20 protein-coding genes are annotated in these 18,329 nt (G+C 61.1%); 10 read left to right on the top strand and 10 right to left on the bottom strand.

What is annotated here, in order from left to right; genetic code table 11:
* Positions 1-12: 12 nt before the first annotated feature.
* Positions 13-834: an SDR family oxidoreductase gene (locus AC2FLO_RS02400; RefSeq protein WP_496754607.1), complete on the top strand. Its 822-nt coding sequence runs from the start codon at positions 13-15 to the stop codon at positions 832-834.
* Positions 835-856: 22 nt separating this feature from the next.
* On the opposite strand, the gene AC2FLO_RS02395 is transcribed toward AC2FLO_RS02400, so the two are convergent.
* From AC2FLO_RS02395 to AC2FLO_RS02365, 7 genes are all read right to left on the bottom strand, one after another.
* Positions 857-2,167, bottom strand: coding sequence for a M16 family metallopeptidase (locus AC2FLO_RS02395; protein WP_496754605.1), 1,311 nt, complete (start codon positions 2,165-2,167; stop codon positions 857-859).
* The gene (locus AC2FLO_RS02390; RefSeq protein ID WP_496754604.1) at positions 2,164-3,504 is read right to left on the bottom strand and encodes a M16 family metallopeptidase; all 1,341 of its coding nucleotides are present in this window, start codon (positions 3,502-3,504) and stop codon (positions 2,164-2,166) included. The genes AC2FLO_RS02395 and AC2FLO_RS02390 overlap by 4 nt, the downstream gene beginning before the upstream one ends.
* Before the next feature lie 82 nt (positions 3,505-3,586).
* Positions 3,587-4,102, bottom strand: coding sequence for a DUF3035 domain-containing protein (locus AC2FLO_RS02385; protein WP_480482853.1), 516 nt, complete (start codon positions 4,100-4,102; stop codon positions 3,587-3,589).
* Between the two features lie 50 nt (positions 4,103-4,152).
* Positions 4,153-4,629 (bottom strand): signal peptidase II, encoded by a 477-nt coding sequence (lspA, locus tag AC2FLO_RS02380; protein WP_496754603.1) that lies wholly within the window; start codon positions 4,627-4,629, stop codon positions 4,153-4,155.
* A complete protein-coding gene (gene purH, locus AC2FLO_RS02375; protein WP_496754602.1) occupies positions 4,629-6,218 on the bottom strand; it encodes a bifunctional phosphoribosylaminoimidazolecarboxamide formyltransferase/IMP cyclohydrolase in 1,590 nt (529 codons plus the stop codon). The genes lspA and purH overlap by 1 nt, the downstream gene beginning before the upstream one ends.
* A gap of 22 nt (positions 6,219-6,240) precedes the next feature.
* Complete coding sequence (locus AC2FLO_RS02370) at positions 6,241-7,980, bottom strand: heparinase II/III family protein (RefSeq protein WP_496754601.1); 1,740 nt, start codon at positions 7,978-7,980, stop codon at positions 6,241-6,243.
* A gap of 89 nt (positions 7,981-8,069) precedes the next feature.
* Positions 8,070-9,329 carry an RsmB/NOP family class I SAM-dependent RNA methyltransferase gene (locus AC2FLO_RS02365; RefSeq protein ID WP_496754600.1) on the bottom strand — a complete coding sequence of 420 codons (1,260 nt, stop codon included), beginning with the start codon at positions 9,327-9,329 and terminating at the stop codon, positions 8,070-8,072.
* A gap of 88 nt (positions 9,330-9,417) precedes the next feature.
* Here AC2FLO_RS02365 and AC2FLO_RS02360 point away from each other — a divergent pair, with 88 nt between their 5' ends.
* Complete coding sequence (locus AC2FLO_RS02360; protein WP_480474237.1) at positions 9,418-9,600, top strand: DUF1674 domain-containing protein; 183 nt, start codon at positions 9,418-9,420, stop codon at positions 9,598-9,600.
* Between the two features lie 4 nt (positions 9,601-9,604).
* Here AC2FLO_RS02360 and AC2FLO_RS02355 read toward each other — a convergent pair whose 3' ends face one another.
* The gene (locus AC2FLO_RS02355; protein ID WP_496754599.1) at positions 9,605-10,459 is read right to left on the bottom strand and encodes a LysR family transcriptional regulator; all 855 of its coding nucleotides are present in this window, start codon (positions 10,457-10,459) and stop codon (positions 9,605-9,607) included.
* Positions 10,460-10,558: 99 nt separating this feature from the next.
* Between AC2FLO_RS02355 and tmpA the strand changes: the two genes are divergently transcribed.
* Genes tmpA through AC2FLO_RS02340 form a run of 3 tightly spaced genes read left to right on the top strand, consistent with a single transcriptional unit; the run spans position 10,559 to position 12,947 of the window.
* The gene (gene tmpA / locus AC2FLO_RS02350) at positions 10,559-11,695 is read left to right on the top strand and encodes a 2-trimethylaminoethylphosphonate dioxygenase (protein WP_496754598.1); all 1,137 of its coding nucleotides are present in this window, start codon (positions 10,559-10,561) and stop codon (positions 11,693-11,695) included.
* Complete coding sequence (gene tmpB, locus AC2FLO_RS02345) at positions 11,692-12,282, top strand: (R)-1-hydroxy-2-trimethylaminoethylphosphonate oxygenase (RefSeq protein ID WP_480560513.1); 591 nt, start codon at positions 11,692-11,694, stop codon at positions 12,280-12,282. Before tmpA ends, tmpB begins: the two co-directional genes overlap by 4 nt.
* On the top strand, positions 12,279-12,947 hold the full coding sequence (locus AC2FLO_RS02340; RefSeq protein ID WP_267363508.1) for an ureidoglycolate lyase: 669 nt from the start codon (positions 12,279-12,281) through the stop codon (positions 12,945-12,947). Before tmpB ends, AC2FLO_RS02340 begins: the two co-directional genes overlap by 4 nt.
* On the opposite strand, the gene AC2FLO_RS02335 is transcribed toward AC2FLO_RS02340, so the two are convergent.
* On the bottom strand, positions 12,934-13,617 hold the full coding sequence (locus tag AC2FLO_RS02335) for a DUF2306 domain-containing protein (RefSeq protein ID WP_480554406.1): 684 nt from the start codon (positions 13,615-13,617) through the stop codon (positions 12,934-12,936). The two genes, AC2FLO_RS02340 and AC2FLO_RS02335, sit on opposite strands and share 14 nt — an antisense overlap.
* A 39-nt stretch (positions 13,618-13,656) precedes the next feature.
* Positions 13,657-14,466, bottom strand: coding sequence for a 4-hydroxy-tetrahydrodipicolinate reductase (gene dapB / locus AC2FLO_RS02330; protein WP_480554405.1), 810 nt, complete (start codon positions 14,464-14,466; stop codon positions 13,657-13,659).
* A gap of 91 nt (positions 14,467-14,557) precedes the next feature.
* On the opposite strand from dapB, the gene rbfA reads away from it, so the two are divergent.
* The 5 genes from rbfA to AC2FLO_RS02305 all read left to right on the top strand — a co-directional run bounded on the left by rbfA (position 14,558) and on the right by AC2FLO_RS02305 (position 18,308).
* Positions 14,558-14,953: a 30S ribosome-binding factor RbfA gene (rbfA, locus tag AC2FLO_RS02325; protein WP_209505090.1), complete on the top strand. Its 396-nt coding sequence runs from the start codon at positions 14,558-14,560 to the stop codon at positions 14,951-14,953.
* Complete coding sequence (locus AC2FLO_RS02320; RefSeq protein WP_496754595.1) at positions 14,950-15,693, top strand: phosphodiester glycosidase family protein; 744 nt, start codon at positions 14,950-14,952, stop codon at positions 15,691-15,693. The genes rbfA and AC2FLO_RS02320 overlap by 4 nt, the downstream gene beginning before the upstream one ends.
* A 54-nt stretch (positions 15,694-15,747) precedes the next feature.
* Positions 15,748-16,653, top strand: coding sequence for a tRNA pseudouridine(55) synthase TruB (gene truB / locus AC2FLO_RS02315; RefSeq protein ID WP_496811618.1), 906 nt, complete (start codon positions 15,748-15,750; stop codon positions 16,651-16,653).
* Positions 16,654-16,674: 21 nt separating this feature from the next.
* The gene (locus AC2FLO_RS02310; protein WP_480833335.1) at positions 16,675-17,178 is read left to right on the top strand and encodes a DUF1643 domain-containing protein; all 504 of its coding nucleotides are present in this window, start codon (positions 16,675-16,677) and stop codon (positions 17,176-17,178) included.
* Positions 17,179-17,273: 95 nt separating this feature from the next.
* The gene (locus tag AC2FLO_RS02305) at positions 17,274-18,308 is read left to right on the top strand and encodes a calcium-binding protein (protein WP_496754594.1); all 1,035 of its coding nucleotides are present in this window, start codon (positions 17,274-17,276) and stop codon (positions 18,306-18,308) included.
* The last annotated feature ends 21 nt before the right edge of the window (positions 18,309-18,329 follow it).

Raw genomic sequence — 18,329 nt, 5'->3', positions numbered from 1 at the left:
AGGGAGGCCTACATGGATTTAACCGGCGATTTTTCAGGAAAAACCGTCATCATCATTGGCGGAACCAGCGGTATCAATCGCGGCATTGCCGAGGCTTTTGCAGCCTCGGGCGCCAAACTGGCCGTGGCCAGCCGGTCGCGGGAAAAGGTCGATGACACCATCGCCGCGCTGAAAGCCGCAGGCGCACAGGATGCGATTGGGGCTGCGTTTGATGTGCGTGATGCCGACGCTGTGGCGGCGGGACTGAAGCAATTCCATGACGCCTTTGGGGATTTCGATGTGCTGATCTCGGGCGCGGCGGGCAACTTCCCGGCGCTGGCGTCCGAGATGTCGGTCAACGCGTTCAAGACCGTGATCGATATCGACCTGATGGGCACGATCCACGTGATGAAGGGGGCGTATCCGTTCCTCAAACGCCCCGGTGCCAGCATCATCAATATCTCGGCCCCGCAGTCCTACCTGCCGTACGAAGGCCAGTCGCATGTTTGCGCCGCCAAGGCGGGGGTGGATCAGATCACCCGCACGCTGTCGATGGAATGGGGTGTCGAAGGGATCAGGGTGAATTCGGTTGTGCCGGGGTTCATCGAAGGCACCGAGGGTGCGAAACGCCTTGCGCCCACCAAAAACGCCCACGAAGAACTGCGCCGCGACGTGCCGTTGGGCCGCTGGGGCCAGCCGCAGGACGTGGCCAATGCCTGCCTGTTCCTCAGCTCGGATCTGGCCAGCTATATCAGCGGCACGGTTCTGGCCGTGGATGGGGCACTTTATCAGCGCGGATCGGGCAAGTTCGGCCAGATGATGGGCGATATGCTGCGGAGTATGAAAAAGGGGTGAGCCGCAACTCACCCCTTGCAGTTCAGTTGGTAGTTTCCAGCCCAACCGGCTTTCCAACGACAGTGAAATGCAGGCCGTCCGGGTCCAACAGTTCGGATGCAACGCGGTTCACGTCTTCCAGTGTGACCGCGTTCACCTTGTCATTGCGGGTGGCGATATAATCGATGGGCAATCCTTCCATCTGCATCCCCACCATGATCCCGGCAATCTGCCCGTTACCATCAAAGCGCAGCGGATAAGCGCCAGTCAGATAGGTCTTGGCATCGTCCAGTTCCTTCTGCGTCACCCCTTCGGTGGCAGCATGCGCCCATTCGTTGCGAATAACCTCTATCGCCTCGGCAATGCGGTCATTGGCCGATGACACCGACCCCAGGTAAACCGAGGCCAGATCCTTGGGCACAAGATAGGTTCCAACCCCATAGGTCAGGCCACGCTTTTCACGCACCTCCTGCATTAGACGGCTTTCGAACCCGCCACCGCCAAGGATGTGGTTCAGGATATAGGCGGCAAAGAAATCAGGATCGTCCCGATCTATTCCGGCATGGCCAAACAGCGCCACGGATTGCGGGGTGTCAAACTCGACAACACTGATCCCGCCGGGGATGGTCACGTTGGCCTTGCCCGGGATGGGCTTGCCCGTTTCCGGCAGGTCGGCGAGCAATGTGTCAAGCAATGCGCCCAGTTCTTCGGCCGTGATATCGCCGACGGCCCCCACATAAAGTCGATCCTTGGCAAAAACGCTTTCATACGCCGCTACCACATCATCCCGTGTCAGCGCCGAGACGCTTTCGATCGTGCCCTTGCCTTCGGAACCATAAGGGTGATCGCCATAGGCCATCTGGGCAAAGCTGCGGCCTGCAATCTCGTTCGGGTCGGTTTGATCTGATCGCAGCCCGGACAGGATTTGCGCGCGCACACGGTCAACCGCGTCCTGATCAAAGCGCGGTTCGTGAATCGTCTCACGCAGCAGGTCGGCAACCTCATCCCGGTTTTCGGTCAGAAAACGTGCGGAAATCGAAACCGTGTCGTCACCGGCGTTATAGCGGAACGATGCGGCCAGCGCCTCAAGCTCGCGCGCATAGGTCCGCGCGTCCATTTCGCCGGACCCTTCCTCGATCAGCCCGCTCATCAGATAGACGGCGCCGCGCTTGTCCGGTTCGTCCAGCGACGTACCGCCACGAAAGCGCAGCTCGAGCGCGGTGAAAGGGATCGAGTGATCCTCGACCAGCCATGCGGTGATCCCGCCGGGCGAGGTCACTTCTTCAATCTCGATCTCGGCCAAGGCAGGCAGAGCAACCAGACAGGCAATCAGCGTTGCAAGAAACCGTTTCATTGCGTCACCTCATCATCGCGCATCAGCCAGCCGGTGACCGAGGCCTCGGGTTGCAGAACGTCACGGGCGGCGGCGATGATTTCGTCGCCGGTCACAGCCTGAAGAATATCAGGCCATGCCTGCACGTCCTGTATTGTCAGGCCGCTGGTCAGGGCGCGCCCATAGCGGTTGCCGATCCCGTCCACATTGTCGCGCTCATAGGTCTGCGCGGCCCGCAACTGCATCTTGATGCGGTTCAGATCGTCCTCGTCGACACCTTCGGCAATGAAATCGGCCACGGCCTGGTCCATGGCATCTTCGGCCTCTTGCAGGGAAACCCCTTCGGCGGGAACCACCAACAGGTCGAATGTTGTGTCATCCAGCGAGACGTCACGATAGAACGCCCCGGTATAAACAGCCATTTTCTGATCGAATTGCAGCTTTTCGTTCAGGTAAGAGGTCGTGCTGCCCCCCAGCAGTTCCGCCAACAGAAACAGGGCTGCCGCCTTTTCCTGATCGCCCGGATCGCGTTCGGGCGCAAGGTAACTGCGCTGGACATAGGGCTGCGCCACGCGAGGGTCCTTGAAAGTCAGACGGCGTTCGGCGGTTTGCGGGGGCTCCTGCGACCGGACCCGTTCCGGCAAATCCGCATTGGCCGGGATCACACCGTAATACTGATCGGCCAGAGTGCGGACCTCAGTGGGTTCAACGTCTCCGGTGACAACCAGAATAGCGTTATTGGGCGCATAGTGGGTCTGGTAGAAAGACAACGCGTCTTCCAGTTCCAGTTCTTCCATCTCGTGCTTCCAGCCGATGATCGGCACGCCATAACGGTGATTGAGGTATTGTGCCGCGCCCATCTGTTCGCCGAACAGAGCGCGCGGGTTGTTTTCGGTGCGCTGGTTGCGTTCCTCAAGGATCACATCGCGCTCGGTCACGATATCTTCTTCGCTCAGGCGAATGTTCCGCATCCGATCCGATTCCATGCGCATCATCAACTCAAGCCGGTCGGCGGCGACGCGCTGGAAATAGGCAGTGTAATCATACGAGGTGAACGCGTTGTCGTTGCCGCCATTGGCCGCGACGGTGGCCGAGAATTCACCTGGCGCCAAAGTATCTGTGCCCTTGAACAGCAGGTGTTCAAGAAAATGCGCGACACCCGACGATCCGATCGGCTCATCCGCAGATCCGGCGCGGTACCAGACCATGTGCTGCACGACAGGTGCGCGATGGTCTTCGACCACGACGACATCCATGCCGTTGTCCAAAGTGAATGTGGTGACCGCTTCTTTCCCGCCCCCGGCAAAAGCCGGGGTGGTGGCGATCAGGGCAGCCGACAAGGCCAGGGCCCGAACCATGGGGCATCCTCCGTTTCGTTTTATAGTATTCAAACTACGGTGGTGCGGCCCGGGTTCAAGCCCGATGACGGAAAGTTAAGAATTATTCATTCGGGGGCGAGGTCGGGGTTTCGACCCCGGCCCGGCGGGCGGCATCGGTTTCCGAATACGGATCGATCGACTGGCGTTCGTAGACCTGATTATAGCGGTCGACGGGGAACAGGCGCAGACCGGTCCAGCGGCCCCGGCGTTTGCGGAACGCGGCATCCTCGGCTTCGACCACTTGCCTTGCATCGGCTGGCACGCCATAACGGCTGGACGCCGTTACAAGCGCTGCATCCGACGACGGCACACCGGCATTGGGGTTCAGGGCGGCGGCATTACCGCCCAGCGCGATCACCGCATCGGCCTGGGGGGTCGGGTCTGTCAGATTTCCACCACCCGGCGTCGGTGCCGGCAGGAACGCGTAATCCTGAGGCTGGGTCAGCGGCTTGACCGGCAATACCGAAAACTCATCCGGACCCTGTCCCGGAGGCGCCAGATCCCGCAGTCCGGGATTCGAACATGCCGCAACCGCAGCGGCAACTGTCAGAACAAATATGGCGCGCGGCATCCGCATTGGTGTCTCCAGCCTGTTTCAGGCGCTTTTATCGCATATCATTCCGCGCGTCACGAGGGCTTTTTGCCGTCAAACAAAACCAGCCCCAGCGCTCCGGCGAATATGAACACATCCGCCAAGTTGAACACAAACGGGTTGTTGATGCCACAGCAGGACATGTTCAGGAAATCCAGAACAAACCCATAAAGAAGCCGGTCGACCACATTCCCAAGCGCTCCGCCGATCAGCAGGCCGCCACAGAATAACATGAATTTCGAACGCGTCGAACGACCAAGCCAGACAAGAACACCGATGCAGATCACCACGGACACACCGATCAAAAACCAGCGCGCAGCCTCAGAGTCGCCCTGAAACAGGCCGAAATTGATGCCCCGATTCTCGCCGTATTTGAACACCAGCAGCGGTGGCAGAACATCGATACCGTCGGGCCGTTCAGCCACGCTCAGGACGTGAACGACCAGATATTTGCTGATCTGGTCGATCGCGAAGGCGACCAAGGCCGCCCAGAGAAGCAGGCGTGACCGCATCAGTGACGGAAATGACGCATACCGGTGAAGACCATCGCCAGACCGGCCTCATCGGCTGCGGCGATCACTTCATCGTCGCGCATGGACCCTCCCGGCTGAATGACGCAGGTCGCGCCCGCTTCGGCGGCTTCCATCAACCCGTCGGGGAAGGGGAAAAACGCATCCGATGCCACGGCGGAACCGATGGTCAGCGGTTGCGGCAAGCCCAGCGTTTCGGCCATACGTTCGGCTTTCTTGGCCGCGATCAGGGCCGAATCCACGCGGCTCATCTGCCCCGCGCCAACACCCACGGTTGCGCCATCCTTGACGTAGACGATGGCGTTGGATTTGACGTGCTTGGCCACTTTCCACGCGAACAACAGGTCACGCATCTGAGCGTCGGTCGGGGCTTTCTTGGTCACGACCTTGAGGTCGTCCATGCCGATAAACCCGTTGTCCTTATCCTGCACCAACAGCCCACCAGCCACCTGACGGACGGTTTTGCCACCTTCGGTTACATCCGGCAGCGCCTCGGTCGTCAGCAGGCGCAGGTTTTTCTTGGCAGCAAAAATCGCCTTGGCCTCGTCCGAGGCACCGGGGGCGATCACAACCTCGGTGAAGATGCCGGTAATCTCTTGCGCTGTTTCTTCATCCAGCGGCTGGTTCAGCGCAACAATGCCGCCAAAGGCCGAGTTGCGGTCGCAGTCAAATGCCGCCTTGTACGCCTCGAGAAGGGTTGCACCTGTGGCTACACCGCAAGGGTTGGCGTGCTTGATGATGGCGCAAGCCGCGCCTTTCGCCGGATCAAACTCGGCCACCAGCTCAAAGGCCGCGTCCGTGTCGTTGATGTTGTTATAGCTCAGTTCCTTGCCCTGATGTTGAACGGCGGTGGCGACGCCGGGGCGGTTGGTGCCGTCCGTATAGAACGCTGCCTGCTGGTGGCTGTTTTCGCCATACCGCAGGGTCTGCTTCAACTCACCGGCAAATGCGCGGCGCTTGGGGGCGTCCAGTTGCAGCGCATCGGCCATCCAGTTCGACACGGCGGCGTCATAAGCCGCTGTTCGGGCATAGGCCTTTTGCGCCAGCCACTGGCGGAAGCCATAGGATGTCTTGCCGTAGTTTTCTTCCAGCTGATCCAGCAGGGAGGAATAATCCTCGACATCCACCACCACGTTCACGAAGGCATGGTTTTTGGAGGCCGCGCGGATCATCGCCGGGCCGCCGATGTCGATATTCTCGATACATTCGTCATAACCCGCGCCCTTGGCGACGGTTGCCTCGAACGGATAGAGATTTACGACCAGCAGGTCGATGGCACCGATGCCATGTTCCTTCATCGCCGCGACGTGGGTGTCATTGTCGCGCAGCGCAAGCAACCCGCCATGCACCATCGGGTGCAGCGTCTTGACCCGGCCATCCATCATCTCGGGGAACCCGGTAATTTCGCTGACATCGCGCACCTCAAGCCCTGCATCGCGCAGCGCCTTGGCAGTGCCGCCAGTCGACAGCAATTCGATCCCGCGCTCGGACAGCGCCTTGCCCAGCTCGATCAGCCCGGTCTTGTCGGAAACGGAAAGCAACGCGCGGCGCACGGGGTGAAGGTCGGTCATGGGTCCAAAGGTCCTTTTGGCGTCAGTCAAACTTGGGCTCGTCCCGGTGCGTATCGCGCACGGCATAGGCTGTATCCTGCGCCTTGCTCAGCGTCCACCGGATGCGCGTCGCATACTCCATTGCGCGGCCAGATAGAACGATCTGTTTTGTCGCGCGTGGCTTTAAACGGCCTTTTTCAAGGTAAACACTTGGTTCGACAGATAATTTTCCCACACCATCATGGCGGAAAACCCAGATCTCGCCGCTTTTGAGCGCCATCGACACTGCCGCCCCGCCCAGATCCAGCGCAGCATCAACGTCAGGATGCAGATGAAAACGGATGTCATAGCCAATGCCCTTGAGGCCCGAGGCGTCCATCGCCCTGTCGAACTGACGCTTGGCCTTGTCGGTTGCGGTCAGCAGAATATCCTCGACCGTCAGCTCACGCCCGTCAAAACGCAATTCGAATGTGCGCGCGTGGGTCAGCCCGAAGACTTTGACATACCCATCATGCCCGGCCATGAAACGGATGCCTTCGAACGCATCTTCAAAATCGACCGGAACGTCCCGCGGCGCGTCGACCAGCGCCTGACTTTCGCGGCCCGGCAACGGGTTGGCCAACCGCGCGCTCGAGAACCCGTCCAGACACAGGGTTGAGTGAGAAGGCGTCGCACGCCCGGCACGGCGCCAATCCAGCCCAAAACTGGCCCCCGATCCACAATTCACGATCAAAGGGCGGCGCCCCGAGGTCAGCTCGAACGCCAGCGTGGATGCGTGCGCGTTGAATGAAGCCGCTCCGGACGGCGGCGCGCTGGCATCCACGATCACTGTGGTGCGCGCTGCGGACAGGCGGGCATAGCCCATTGGCAGTTCGGTCGCCGCCTTGTGCTTGACGCCACTTTGCGCAAGCGCCTGTTCCAGCCGCCCTTCGACCCCGCGCCCGCCACCGTGAAACCGCGCCAGCGCGCCATCCGCATGGCGCAGACTGCGCAAGGTCGGTGCGATCCGCTTGATCGCATTGGCCTGCGCAACGGGTGTGCCGCGTCCAAGGTCGCTGAGCGCCGCCGACGTCCAGCTGAGCAGCATGAACACTTCAAGCAGCTCTTCCGGGTTGCGTGTTGGAATACCGCCCTGTGCATCCACCTGCCGGTCACATTCACCAGCCAAAGCCCGCAGGGCCGGATCGGCCATCTGCTCCAACCCCTCCAGCGCCAACCCGGCTTGTACAAGACCGGCCAGCGCCTCGAAACGCGGCAACCCGGGCGTCGCGGCCTGCCAGCGCTTGGACAGGAACCATGTTTGCTGCGCCAAAGACCGAAAGAACAGTTTGCTTTGCTTCTCATCTGCCCCGCGCAGCAGAAAGAGTGCATGGTTGATCCAGCGCATCACCCTCCGCCCGGTCAAGTCAGGCACCCAGCCGGGGCCCTGCCCGCGGCCATGCGCCTCAATCCAGCCCCAGACCCAGCGCTGCGCTTTTTCCCGTGCGCGCATATCACCGACGGCGGCCAGATCATCCAGCCATGCAAAACCATGGCGTTCCTCGTCAAAGCCGGCGCTGGGGGCAATGACATCCCACAACGCTGTATCGTCTGCCTCGACCAAATAGCCGGCGAACAAGAGATTCCCCGCAACCAGCTGCCGCCCGCGCGCAAACGAACCAACGGTGCGCGGCTGGGGCTGCGCAACAAACCCCGTAGCTGCCTTTTGCCGTTGGCTGAGACGCGCGTAGAAACGGTTCTGCAACCGCATCCACCGACTGGCCATGGTGTCCGAATTTGACATGCGCGTGTTACTCTGCCCCTTGCGCTCTGCTGGCGCTTGAGACCCAACGATAGACCGCGCCGATCGTCAAGTCATCGAAAAGCGTGCACTCAGGCGGATTTGTTCAGGCAGGCGACATAGAACCCGTCCATACCCCCGCGATCGGGCCAGTAGTCGGGCCGTAGACGCAGGCCGCCTTCCTCGGTGATCCAGTTGTCTTCGATGCCGGAGAGCTTCAGTGCCTCGCGATCAACACGCATGTCCGGATACATGCCCAGCGCGTCTTCGATCTGAACCTCGCCCTCATCTGGCAAAAGCGAACAGGTGCAATAGACCAGCCGCCCACCGGGTTTCAGCAGCGTCCATGCGTGGGCCAGCATCTGCGCCTGCAATTCGATCAATCCGCCAAATTCCGAGCCATCCTTGGCAAAGGGCAAGTCAGGATGCCTGCGGATCGTACCCGTGGCCGAGCAGGGCGCGTCCAGCAAAATCGCGTCGTACTGACCCTGATGGTCCAGCGCGTCACCCACGATGACTTCTGCCGCCAATCCGGTTCGCGCTAGGTTTTCGCGCACGCGTTCTGTGCGCGCCGCGGATACATCCAGCGCCGTCACATCCGCGCCCGCCGCAGCCAGTTGCATGGTTTTACCGCCCGGTGCCGCGCAAAGGTCCAACACCTTCTCGCCCGCCTTCGGTGCCAGAACACGCACCGGCAGCGCGGCTGCCGCGTCCTGCACCCACCAATCCCCAGCCTTGTATCCCGGCAAGGCCGAGACCTGACCCGCATCCAGAATACGCACAGACCCGGTAGGCAGCTTTTCGCCCGGGGGGCTTTCCGCCCCCGGCTTCAGGGTAAGGTCCAGTGGTGCGCCCGCGAAATGCGCCTGTTCCATTCCGGCAACTGCTTCGGCACCCCACGCCGCGATCAGCGGGTCTCGCAACCACTCCCGCAGGCGCGGGACACGCATTTTCGGCCACGCTTCAGGCCCCTCGGACGCGACCTTGCGTAAAACGGCATTCACCAAGCCTTTCAGACGCCCGTGCTTGCGCGAGCGGCTGATGATTTCAACCATGGAGTTCACCACCCCATGCGCGGCTTCCCCGCTGCACAGCTCGACCGCGCCCAGCCGCAGCGCGTTGTGTACGGTCAGGGCGGGTGTTCGGTTCAGGTGGTTGTCCAGCAGACGGTCGGCGCGCTCCAGCCCGCGCAGGGTTTCCGAGGCCAGCCGCTGGGCACGCGCGCGATCCTCTGGCCCCAACCGATCCAAAGCGCCCGCAGCGAGGCATTCAGACAACAGGCGGCCTTCGCCCAGAACCTGATCCAACAGATAGATTGCGCTGCGCCGTGCTGCTGTCGCGCTGTTTGTCATGGTACCGCCTTCATGTGACCTGTGCCCGCATTGCCATTGGCGGACGCGGGCGTATATCAAGGCTATGCACGGAAAGGAACCCGATGTCATGAGTGACGACCGCAAAGACCTGCCCCCCGCCGCCCAACGCGCACTGGCCGAAGCGGAAGAACGCCGCCAAAAAGCCCGGGCCGAGGCCAGGGAAATGCCCAAGGAACTGGGCGGGCGCGATGGGCTGGACCCCGCCCGTTACGGTGATTGGGAAAAGAAAGGCATCGCCATCGATTTCTAGGCCCTCAGCCGCGCAGCGCCTTCAGAAAATCATCGATCAGGGCGCGCTGTTTCCTGGACTGCACCCGATCTTCGGGCCATGTCAGCCAATATCCGTCCTTGGTCTGCAGCTCTGGCAGCTCTAACCTGCGCAACCGGCCATCCTTTAGATCACCGGACGCCAGCGGAACCGAGCCCAGCACAATCCCCATTCCGCGCCGTGCCGCCGAAACAGCATGTTCCATCGAATCGAAACTGACATGTGATGGCGCGACGTCCCCGTGCCCGTATTTCCGGTTCCACTCGCGCCAGCCCGGACGCTCGCCGCGCAGATCGATCAGGGGGGAACCCCATTCAACGCCCGGCGCGGCCATCGGCACCAGCACCTCATGCGCGATCAACGCCGCGTCGCGCCCGGCCCACACGCCGCGACCATAGCGGATTTGCAGCCAGGTGCGTTCCTCATCCAGCGACGACCGGCGCGCAACCGAGTCGGTCATCACCCGCACCTCGGGGCGCAGATTTCGGAACACAGGCAGGGCTGGTACAACAAGGGCGTGGATGTTTGATGACAACCCGGCGACCCTGAGTTCGCGTGGCGATTTTCCAAACAGATCCTCAGTGTTGCGTTCCAACGCCAGCAGGCTGTCCTGCACCAGCGGCAGATAGCTTTCACCTTCGACCGTCAGTGACACGCCGCGCGCCTCGCGCACAAACAGGGACCGGCCCAGCCACGCTTCAAGATTGCCGATCCTTTGGCTGACGGCGGCCTGCGTCAACCCGAACTCTTTCGCAGCCGCCGAAAACCCGCCAAGCCGCCCAGCGGCTTCGAACACGCGCAACCAATCCAGCGGCGGTAATCCGGTCTTATTTTTAGCCATTAGTTTTTCCAAGCCTCAGCCGAAATAAGGATTAATTGTCGTAATGCCACGAACGTCGTATCTGCTCAACCAAAGCTCGCGCCGAACAGGAGACCCCCAATGCTGCGCACCGCCACCCACGACACCTCGATTGTTACAGTCGCGTTCGACACCGGGGCCAAGGCCCGTTTCCACGCCATCTGGCTGCGCGACAACGCGCTGGACGCTGATACCCGAGCGCCGGGCAACGGTCAGCGCCTGATCACCATCGGCGATATTCCTGCCGACATCTCGGTCAGTTCAGCCGAAGTGGTCGCGGGCGACCTGCAAGTCACGTTCCAGCCTGAGGGCAAAACCGTCACCTTCCCGGCGGACTGGTTGGCCGAAAACAGCTACGACCGCGATCATGACATTGCGCTGGGTCGCATCGCCCCCGGCATCACGACCTGGGAAAGTGGCATCGCCGCGCCCAGCGGCGATTGGAACGAGGTCCATGCCAGCCCGGCGGCCAAGCGCAATTGGCTGGCCGCTGTGGCCGAGTTCGGCTTTGCCAAGCTGACCGGCGGCCCGACCGAGCCTGAATCATTGCTGAAGGTCGCTGACCTGTTCGGCTATGTCCGCGAAACCAATTATGGCCCCTATTTCGAGGTGCGGACCGAAGTGAACCCGACAAACCTTGCCTATACCGGGCTTGGCCTTCAGGCGCATACCGACAACCCCTATCGCGACCCGGTGCCGACCTTGCAAATCCTCTATTGTCTGGAAAACTCGGCTGAAGGCGGGGAGTCCATCGTTGTTGACGGCTTCCGCGCCATCGAAAAACTGCGTGACGCAAACCGCGAAGGCTTTGCCCTGCTGGCTGGATATCCGGCGCGGTTCGAGTACAAGGGCTCGGACGGGGTCTGCCTGCGGTCGCGCCGCCCGATGATCGAGTTGTCGCCGGATGGTGAGTTGATCGGCATCCGCTTCAACAACCGCTCTTCCGCCCCCTTTGTGGATGTGCCGTTTGACAAGATGGAGGCTTATTACGCCGCCTATCGCCAACTGGGAGATATCATCGACGATCCGGCGATGGGCGTGTCGTTCAAACTGGAACCGGGGGAAAGCTTTATCGTCGACAACACCCGCGTCCTGCACGCGCGGCTTGGCTATTCCGGGGCCGGATCGCGCTGGTTGCAGGGATGTTACGCCGACAAGGACGGGTTGCTGTCCACACTGGCGGCGATGGAGATGGCGCAACCGGAGGCGGCGGAATGAAACCTGATTTCTCGACCCTGAACCGGGACAATATCGTCGCCTTCATCGGCGACATCTTTGCGCGCCGCGGCGGTGAAGAATATCTGGGCGAGCCTGTCACCATGGCCCAGCACATGCTGCAAGGTGCAACCATTGCCGAGCAGAACGGGTTGCCCGAGGAAATTATCGTGGGCGCTTTGCTGCACGACATCGGCCATTTCACATCCGAGTTCGGCACCTACCACCCCGACGACACCGAAGACCGTCATCATGAGGACGCGGGCGCCGAGGTGCTGGAGCAGTTCTTCCCCTCGGTCATCACCGATTGCTGCCGCTATCACGTGGCAGCCAAGCGGTATCTTTGTGCCACCAAACCCGAGTATTTCAATCGCCTGTCCGCGGCGTCGGTTCACACGTTGGAACTGCAAGGTGGTCCGATGAGCGCCGAAGAAGTTGCCGCGTTCGAAGCCAACCCGAACCTGAAAGAGATCATTCAGGTCCGCTATCTGGATGAGGCCGGCAAACGCGCGGATATGGAAACCCCGGACTTTGCACATTTTGCGCCGATGGTGCAGCGTATGGTCGACAAGCACATGGAGGCCGCATGAACGCCCCGGAATACATCTTTGAAGCCAGCACCAAACCCTCGCTGCCCTGGCACGAGGTTCCCCTGATCCGCGCGACGGACGCCTCGGTCAAAGGCTATGGGTGTCTGGTCGATGATCCCGAAGGGTTCGAGATCGAGATCACCCGCTGGCCACAACAGGGGTGGCGGCCGATCGACGAAGGCACCGGCGACGAAGGCGGCTGGGTCGAAGGTACCTTTCGTGGTGAGTGGAAGGGCGACGTGCTTTACGGCGAGAACGAAGCGGTCAATGGTCACTATGTCCTCGGCTGGTCCACCGATCCGCAGCAGGCACAGACAAGCCGCCAAACAGCGCCCCGCGATCAGGTGCTGCTGTGGCACATGAACTACCACCCGGATGGCGGGCAGATGTTCTGGCCGCTCGACAATAAGCCCTTCATCATTCCTGCCGCGTTGCCCGGCGACAACCTGACACCAGAAAAGGTGGTGGCGTTCTGGTGCGACGGTTCGCGCGGGCTGTATATCCATCCCGGTATCTGGCACGAGGGGATATTCCCGGTTGAAGACAACCAGCGGTTCCTCGATCGGCAGGGTGCGGTGCACGCCCGCGTCAGCGCTGATATCGGTCAGGAATTTGGCGTCTACCTCGCCTGCCCGCTGCGCGCCGACAAGATCAGGGATTTGTGATCAGAGCCCCCCGATGAGCAGATCGGCTACGCGCGATCCAAATCTGCGTAGCCAGCAGGTACGGTACGAAGAATGCGAAGTTCTGAACCAAATCGAAAGGGCCCGAGAAATCAGGCTCTGACCCCAACCCGCCGGTCAACAGATACCAAACCGTATAATGCACACGGTAGAGCCACGACCCCAGCGCCAGCCAGAACAGCCGCAGACCCCATGCCCAATGGCCAGCACGATCCGCGAATATAGCCATGCGCGCCACCATCAGAGCTGCAGTGAACAGGCAGAGCCCATACAAGAAAAACGCTGCAGACATCATCGGTCCACCGATCGTTCCCCGCAGGGGGATATAGGTCATTCCTGCCAGTCCGGTGATCAAAGCCGACGCAATCAGAGCCACACCCAAGCCGCGGTGAAACCGATTGTATTTCAGCCGAAGCCCTTTCAGCAGTTGCAGCGGCACAAGAGCCACCAACACCGTTCCGGCAAGGATATGCAACATCATCGCCGCATTAGCGACACTCTGGTCATAGGCAAACAAGTAGCTTTTCTGTGCCGCGCTCTCAGACAGCCCGACGCCGATCATGTCAAACCCCTGCGCGACGAAGGGCAGCAGGGTCAGATAGAACAGGACCAGCACCAATCCGGTCATCACACGTGATGTCAGGTTCCGCATACGCCCGAGTGTAACGCCGTCGAGCGGCCCGTCTATGGCTTACAGCCCAAGCACATCCACCATGTCATATTGACCGGGGGATTTGCCCTGCCCCCACAGCGCCGCTTTCAACGCGCCGCGGGCAAAGATGGCGCGGTCGGTGGCCAGATGGCGCAGGACGATGCGTTCTCCAGGGGCGGCGAACAGGACATCATGTTCCCCCACGATGTCGCCGCCGCGAATAGCGTGAAAACCGATATCTCCACGCTTGCGCGCACCGGTGATGCCGTCCCGACCCCGGTCGGACACGTCCGACAACTCAACGCCACGCCCTTCGGCTGCGGCCTCTCCCAGCATCAAGGCGGTGCCCGAAGGTGCATCTACCTTGTGATGGTGGTGACCTTCGATGATCTCGATATCGAAATCCTCATCCAGCGCAGCTGCGACCTTTTTGGTCAATTGCACCAGAAGGTTGACGCCAAGGCTCATGTTTCCGGCTCGTACGATCACCGCATGGCGCGACGCGGGTTCCAGTGCTGCGATCTGTTCGTCGGACATGCCGGTGGTGCCGATCACATGCACGCAGCGCGCCTGCGCCGCCAGCGCGGCGAAGTCCAGTGTCGCCTCGGGCGCGGTGAAGTCGATCACTGCCTGCGCCTGCGCAAAGGCTTCCAGCGGATCGTCGGTGACGGTGACGCCCAGTGCCTGCCCGCCCATGACCGTGCCCACATCCTGACCGATCCAGTCATGGTCCTTGCGTTCGACCACGCCGACCAGACGCGCCTGATCGCTGTCCGTCACGGTCTTGATCAGCATCTGTCCCATACGGCCCGAAGCCCCTGTGATGACGATCCCCGGAATATGGGTCATTGCGCTGGTCCTTTTCGTTAAGTCGGCTCAAAGCCTCCTACCCGGTTCGCGCCCGCTTGGCAAAGCCCCGCTTTGCGCTTAGATCGGGATTATGGCAAAGAACAAATTCCACGATGGCCCCGGCCCGTCCCAACGGCAGCTGCGTGTCGGCGAACTGATCCGCCGCACCCTGTCCGAAGTTCTGGCGCGCGGAGATGTCCACGACCCCGACCTGAATCGCATGTCGATCACCGTGGGTGAGGTGCGCACCTCGCCCGATCTGAAGATCGCCACCGCCTATGTGCTACCCCTTGGCGGCAGAGGGCAGGAGGACGTGATTGAACTTCTGGCCCGCAACAAGGGTGAGCTGCGGCGCATGGTCGGCAAGAAAGTCGGCCTGAAATTCGCGCCCGATTTGCGCTTTCGGCTGGATGACACGTTTGACCGTCTGGACGACACCCGCCGCATGTTCGAACAGGACGCGGTGCGCCGCGATCTGGACGAGTGATCCGCACGCTTGTCACATTGGCGACGCTTCTTTGGGCCGCGCAAGCAGGCGCGGTCACTTGTGAAAAGCTGACCCACGAGGACAAACGTTATACGGTTTGCAACGTCGATGCCGCCAATGAAGACCTGAGGCTTTTTCTGAACGGTGAAGACGGTCAGGTATTGGGGCATTTTTCGGCGGTCAACGAAGTGCTGGCCCCGGAAGGCGAACGGCTGACCTTTGCTATGAACGCGGGCATGTATCACGACGACCGTTCACCCGTTGGCCATTATGTCGAGGACGGCCAGGAGCAGATGCGTGTGATCACCAACCCCGGCCCCGGCAATTTCGGTTTGCTGCCCAATGGCGTGTTCTGCATCCGCGAGGACCGGGCGGATGTGTTTGAAACGCTTGATTACGTGGATCAGGCCCTCACCTGCCGCTTTGCCACCCAATCCGGCCCCATGCTGGTGATCGACGGAGAACTGCACCCGCGTTTCCTGCCCGATTCGACCTCGCTTTATGTTCGCAATGGGGTCGGCACCAGTTCCGATGGTACACGGGCGGTGTTTGCGATCTCGGAAGATTATGTCACCTTCCACGAGTTCGGGCGTCTGTTCCGCGATGTGCTTGGCACACCAAACGCGCTGTTTTTCGACGGCAATATCTCGCGGATGTATGAGCGGGCCAGCAACCGCTCGGATCTGGGGTTCTCGCTGGGGCCGATTGTCGGCGTCGTCGAAGAAACGCCCGCAAATTGACAGCGGCAGAGTGATCCGTTAACTCGCGCGCCTTAGCAAGATTCAAGGTGCATGATGGGACGCAAACGCAAGGGTCGCGACATTTCCGGCTGGCTGGTGGTGGACAAGCCCGCGGGCATGACCTCGACCGCCGTGGTCAACAAGGTGCGTTGGGCGATGGATGCCAAAAAGGCGGGCCATGCAGGCACGCTGGATCCCGAGGCGACCGGCGTTCTGGCAATTGCCTTGGGCGAGGCGACCAAGACCGTTGCCTACATCACCGGTGCATTGAAAGCCTATACCTTTACCGTGCGCCTGGGACAGGCCACCAACACGGACGATGCCGAGGGCGAAGTGATCGCGCAAAGCGATGCGCGGCCCTCGGATGACGATATCAAACAGGCGCTGACCCCGTTTCTGGGTGACATCATGCAGGTGCCGCCCAAATTCTCGGCGGTTAAGATCGACGGCCAACGCGCCTATAAACTGGCCCGCGATGGGGAAGATGTGGAGATGACCGCCCGCCCCCTCTGGGTCGAGGAACTGATCCTTGTCGACCGCCCCGACGAAGACCATGTGGTGCTGGAGATGACCTGCGGCAAAGGCGGCTATGTCCGTTCGATTGCCCGCGATCTGGGCGAGGCGCTGGGGTGCCACGGCCACGTCAAGGAACTGCGCCGCATCTGGTCCGGCCCGTTCGAGGCCGAGGACGGGTTGAGCATCGAACAGATCGACGAAATGGCGAAAACAACCGCGTTGGACGAATATCTGCACCCGCTGGAAACCGGCCTGTCCGACCTGCCCGAGCTGAAATGCACCGCCGAGGGGGCAACCCGTCTGCGCAATGGCAATCCGGGCATGGTGCTGGCCTCAGACATTGAATACGGCGACGAGGCCTGGGCATCGTTCGAAGGCAAGGCCGTGGCCGTTGGCATCTATAAATCCGGTGAATTGCACCCCAGCCGGGTGTTCGTCGACTGAGAGCCGTGTTAGGCGAATGGCATGATCACCCGTTCCCATACCAAGGGCGACGCGCCCTCGACCGCCATCTATTCCGATTGCGAGAAATACCGATATAGCCTGACCCGCATCTGGGACCCTGAAGGTCGCAAGGCGCTGTTTGTGATGCTGAACCCATCAACCGCGACCGAGGTGCAGAACGACCCGACGGTGGAACGCTGTGAACGGCGCGCACGCGCGCTTGGGTTCGGCGCGTTTCAGGTCACGAACATTTTTGCGTGGCGCGACACCGACCCGCGCAAGATGCGGGCTGCCGCCGATCCGGTCGGGCCCGAGAATGACGCGGCCATTCTGGACGGTGTGCAATGGGCCGATCAGGTCATCGCGGCCTGGGGCACGCATGGCGCGCATCTGGGGCGCGGCCCTGCGGTGGAAACCCTGTTGCGCGGCACTGGCCAATCGCTGTTCCATCTGGGCCTGACCAAGGACGGTCACCCCAAACATCCGCTTTATATCGCCTATACGCAGCAGCCTGAGCTCTGGTGACAAAGGGTTAACCATTTCAAAGGTTTACCTTTGACCCTGTGACGGGCGATATGGGATATTCCACCCTCGGAGCATCGTGCTTTCGGAGGGGTTCCATGTTTCTGGCCGGATTGCTTGGACTGGCCGCCATTGGCGGCGCTGCTTACGCGATGAGCGATTTTCTGATCGAAGAGGACGACACGCCGGATGAAAACCCCGAAGGTGAACCATCAGCCGAGGTTGATACCGGTGAGTTTCTGGTTATCGGCGAGGGTGTCGAAGATCCGGAAAACACCGACACCGAACCTTCGCAGGACAGTGACGAGGCGCCCCCCACCGGGACTGTGATCTCGGAGTTTGAAGGCGATCTCGTGATTGCCGGAGGCGATGGTTCGGACGTGATTACCAGGCAGGACGGTGTCGATCAGATCAACGGCTATGGCGGGGACGACACGATAAACGGTGCCAAGGGCAACGACGTTCTGCACGGGGGCGACGGCGCGGATGAGATATCGGGCGGGCAGGGAAATGACATCCTGCACGGTGAGGCGGATGACGACCTCTTGTTCGGAGATGACGGGGATGACGCCCTTTACGGTCACTTTGGTAACGACACACTGGATGGCGGTGCGGGTGAGGACGAACTGTTTGGCGGTCAGGGCGACGACAGGCTGGACGGCGGCGCAGGGGATGATGCGTTGCAGGGCGGGTTCGGGGACGATGTTCTGAACGGTAACGAAGGTAAGGATACCGTCTTTGGCGGGGATGGAGACGACTTTGTTTTCGGGATCGAAGAGGGGGCCGCCGAAAGGGATTTCCTGAACGGCGGTGCGGGTGACGATACCATTCTGGCAGGCGGCAAAGACGTGGTAACGGGCGGAGACGGGGCCGATGACATCGTGTTGAACCCAGGCGACGATAAGGTGACCGTGATGGGGTTTCAACCCGGCGAAGACAAGCTGCTGGTGACGTGGGAGGATGAGACCGACCCGGCAATCGAGGTTGAGGCCGACGCCGAAAACGCCAACCTGACAAGGGTTTTCATCGATGGTCAGGAAGTTGCGCAGGTATATGGTGCCGAAGGGATGACTGCGGCCGATATTCAGCTGATCACCGAAGCCCAGCTGGCACAATACGGCCAGATGGTCTGAGCCCGCAGAAACCCTTTGCCA

Source organism: Ruegeria sp. TASC047, from assembly GCF_059612445.1.
Note: the sequence above shows the minus strand (reverse complement) of the source record. Positions and strands in the feature narration are given on the sequence as shown.

What these genes read in the sequence shown, in the direction of transcription:
- AC2FLO_RS02355 (WP_496754599.1), bottom strand. Translation starts at nt 10,459, where the DNA reads ATGGCTAAAAATAAGACCGGATTACCGCCGCTGGATTGGTTGCGCGTG.
- AC2FLO_RS02395 (WP_496754605.1), bottom strand. Translation starts at nt 2,167, where the DNA reads ATGAAACGGTTTCTTGCAACGCTGATTGCCTGTCTGGTTGCTCTGCCT.
- tmpA (WP_496754598.1), top strand. Translation starts at nt 10,559, where the DNA reads ATGCTGCGCACCGCCACCCACGACACCTCGATTGTTACAGTCGCGTTC.
- AC2FLO_RS02400 (WP_496754607.1), top strand. Translation starts at nt 13, where the DNA reads ATGGATTTAACCGGCGATTTTTCAGGAAAAACCGTCATCATCATTGGC.
- dapB (WP_480554405.1), bottom strand. Translation starts at nt 14,466, where the DNA reads ATGACCCATATTCCGGGGATCGTCATCACAGGGGCTTCGGGCCGTATG.
- AC2FLO_RS02305 (WP_496754594.1), top strand. Translation starts at nt 17,274, where the DNA reads ATGTTTCTGGCCGGATTGCTTGGACTGGCCGCCATTGGCGGCGCTGCT.
- AC2FLO_RS02370 (WP_496754601.1), bottom strand. Translation starts at nt 7,980, where the DNA reads ATGTCAAATTCGGACACCATGGCCAGTCGGTGGATGCGGTTGCAGAAC.
- rbfA (WP_209505090.1), top strand. Translation starts at nt 14,558, where the DNA reads ATGGCAAAGAACAAATTCCACGATGGCCCCGGCCCGTCCCAACGGCAG.
- lspA (WP_496754603.1), bottom strand. Translation starts at nt 4,629, where the DNA reads ATGCGGTCACGCCTGCTTCTCTGGGCGGCCTTGGTCGCCTTCGCGATC.
- AC2FLO_RS02360 (WP_480474237.1), top strand. Translation starts at nt 9,418, where the DNA reads ATGAGTGACGACCGCAAAGACCTGCCCCCCGCCGCCCAACGCGCACTG.
- truB (WP_496811618.1), top strand. Translation starts at nt 15,748, where the DNA reads ATGGGACGCAAACGCAAGGGTCGCGACATTTCCGGCTGGCTGGTGGTG.
- AC2FLO_RS02310 (WP_480833335.1), top strand. Translation starts at nt 16,675, where the DNA reads ATGATCACCCGTTCCCATACCAAGGGCGACGCGCCCTCGACCGCCATC.
- AC2FLO_RS02340 (WP_267363508.1), top strand. Translation starts at nt 12,279, where the DNA reads ATGAACGCCCCGGAATACATCTTTGAAGCCAGCACCAAACCCTCGCTG.
- AC2FLO_RS02365 (WP_496754600.1), bottom strand. Translation starts at nt 9,329, where the DNA reads ATGACAAACAGCGCGACAGCAGCACGGCGCAGCGCAATCTATCTGTTG.
- AC2FLO_RS02390 (WP_496754604.1), bottom strand. Translation starts at nt 3,504, where the DNA reads ATGGTTCGGGCCCTGGCCTTGTCGGCTGCCCTGATCGCCACCACCCCG.
- AC2FLO_RS02385 (WP_480482853.1), bottom strand. Translation starts at nt 4,102, where the DNA reads ATGCGGATGCCGCGCGCCATATTTGTTCTGACAGTTGCCGCTGCGGTT.
- AC2FLO_RS02335 (WP_480554406.1), bottom strand. Translation starts at nt 13,617, where the DNA reads ATGCGGAACCTGACATCACGTGTGATGACCGGATTGGTGCTGGTCCTG.
- purH (WP_496754602.1), bottom strand. Translation starts at nt 6,218, where the DNA reads ATGACCGACCTTCACCCCGTGCGCCGCGCGTTGCTTTCCGTTTCCGAC.
- tmpB (WP_480560513.1), top strand. Translation starts at nt 11,692, where the DNA reads ATGAAACCTGATTTCTCGACCCTGAACCGGGACAATATCGTCGCCTTC.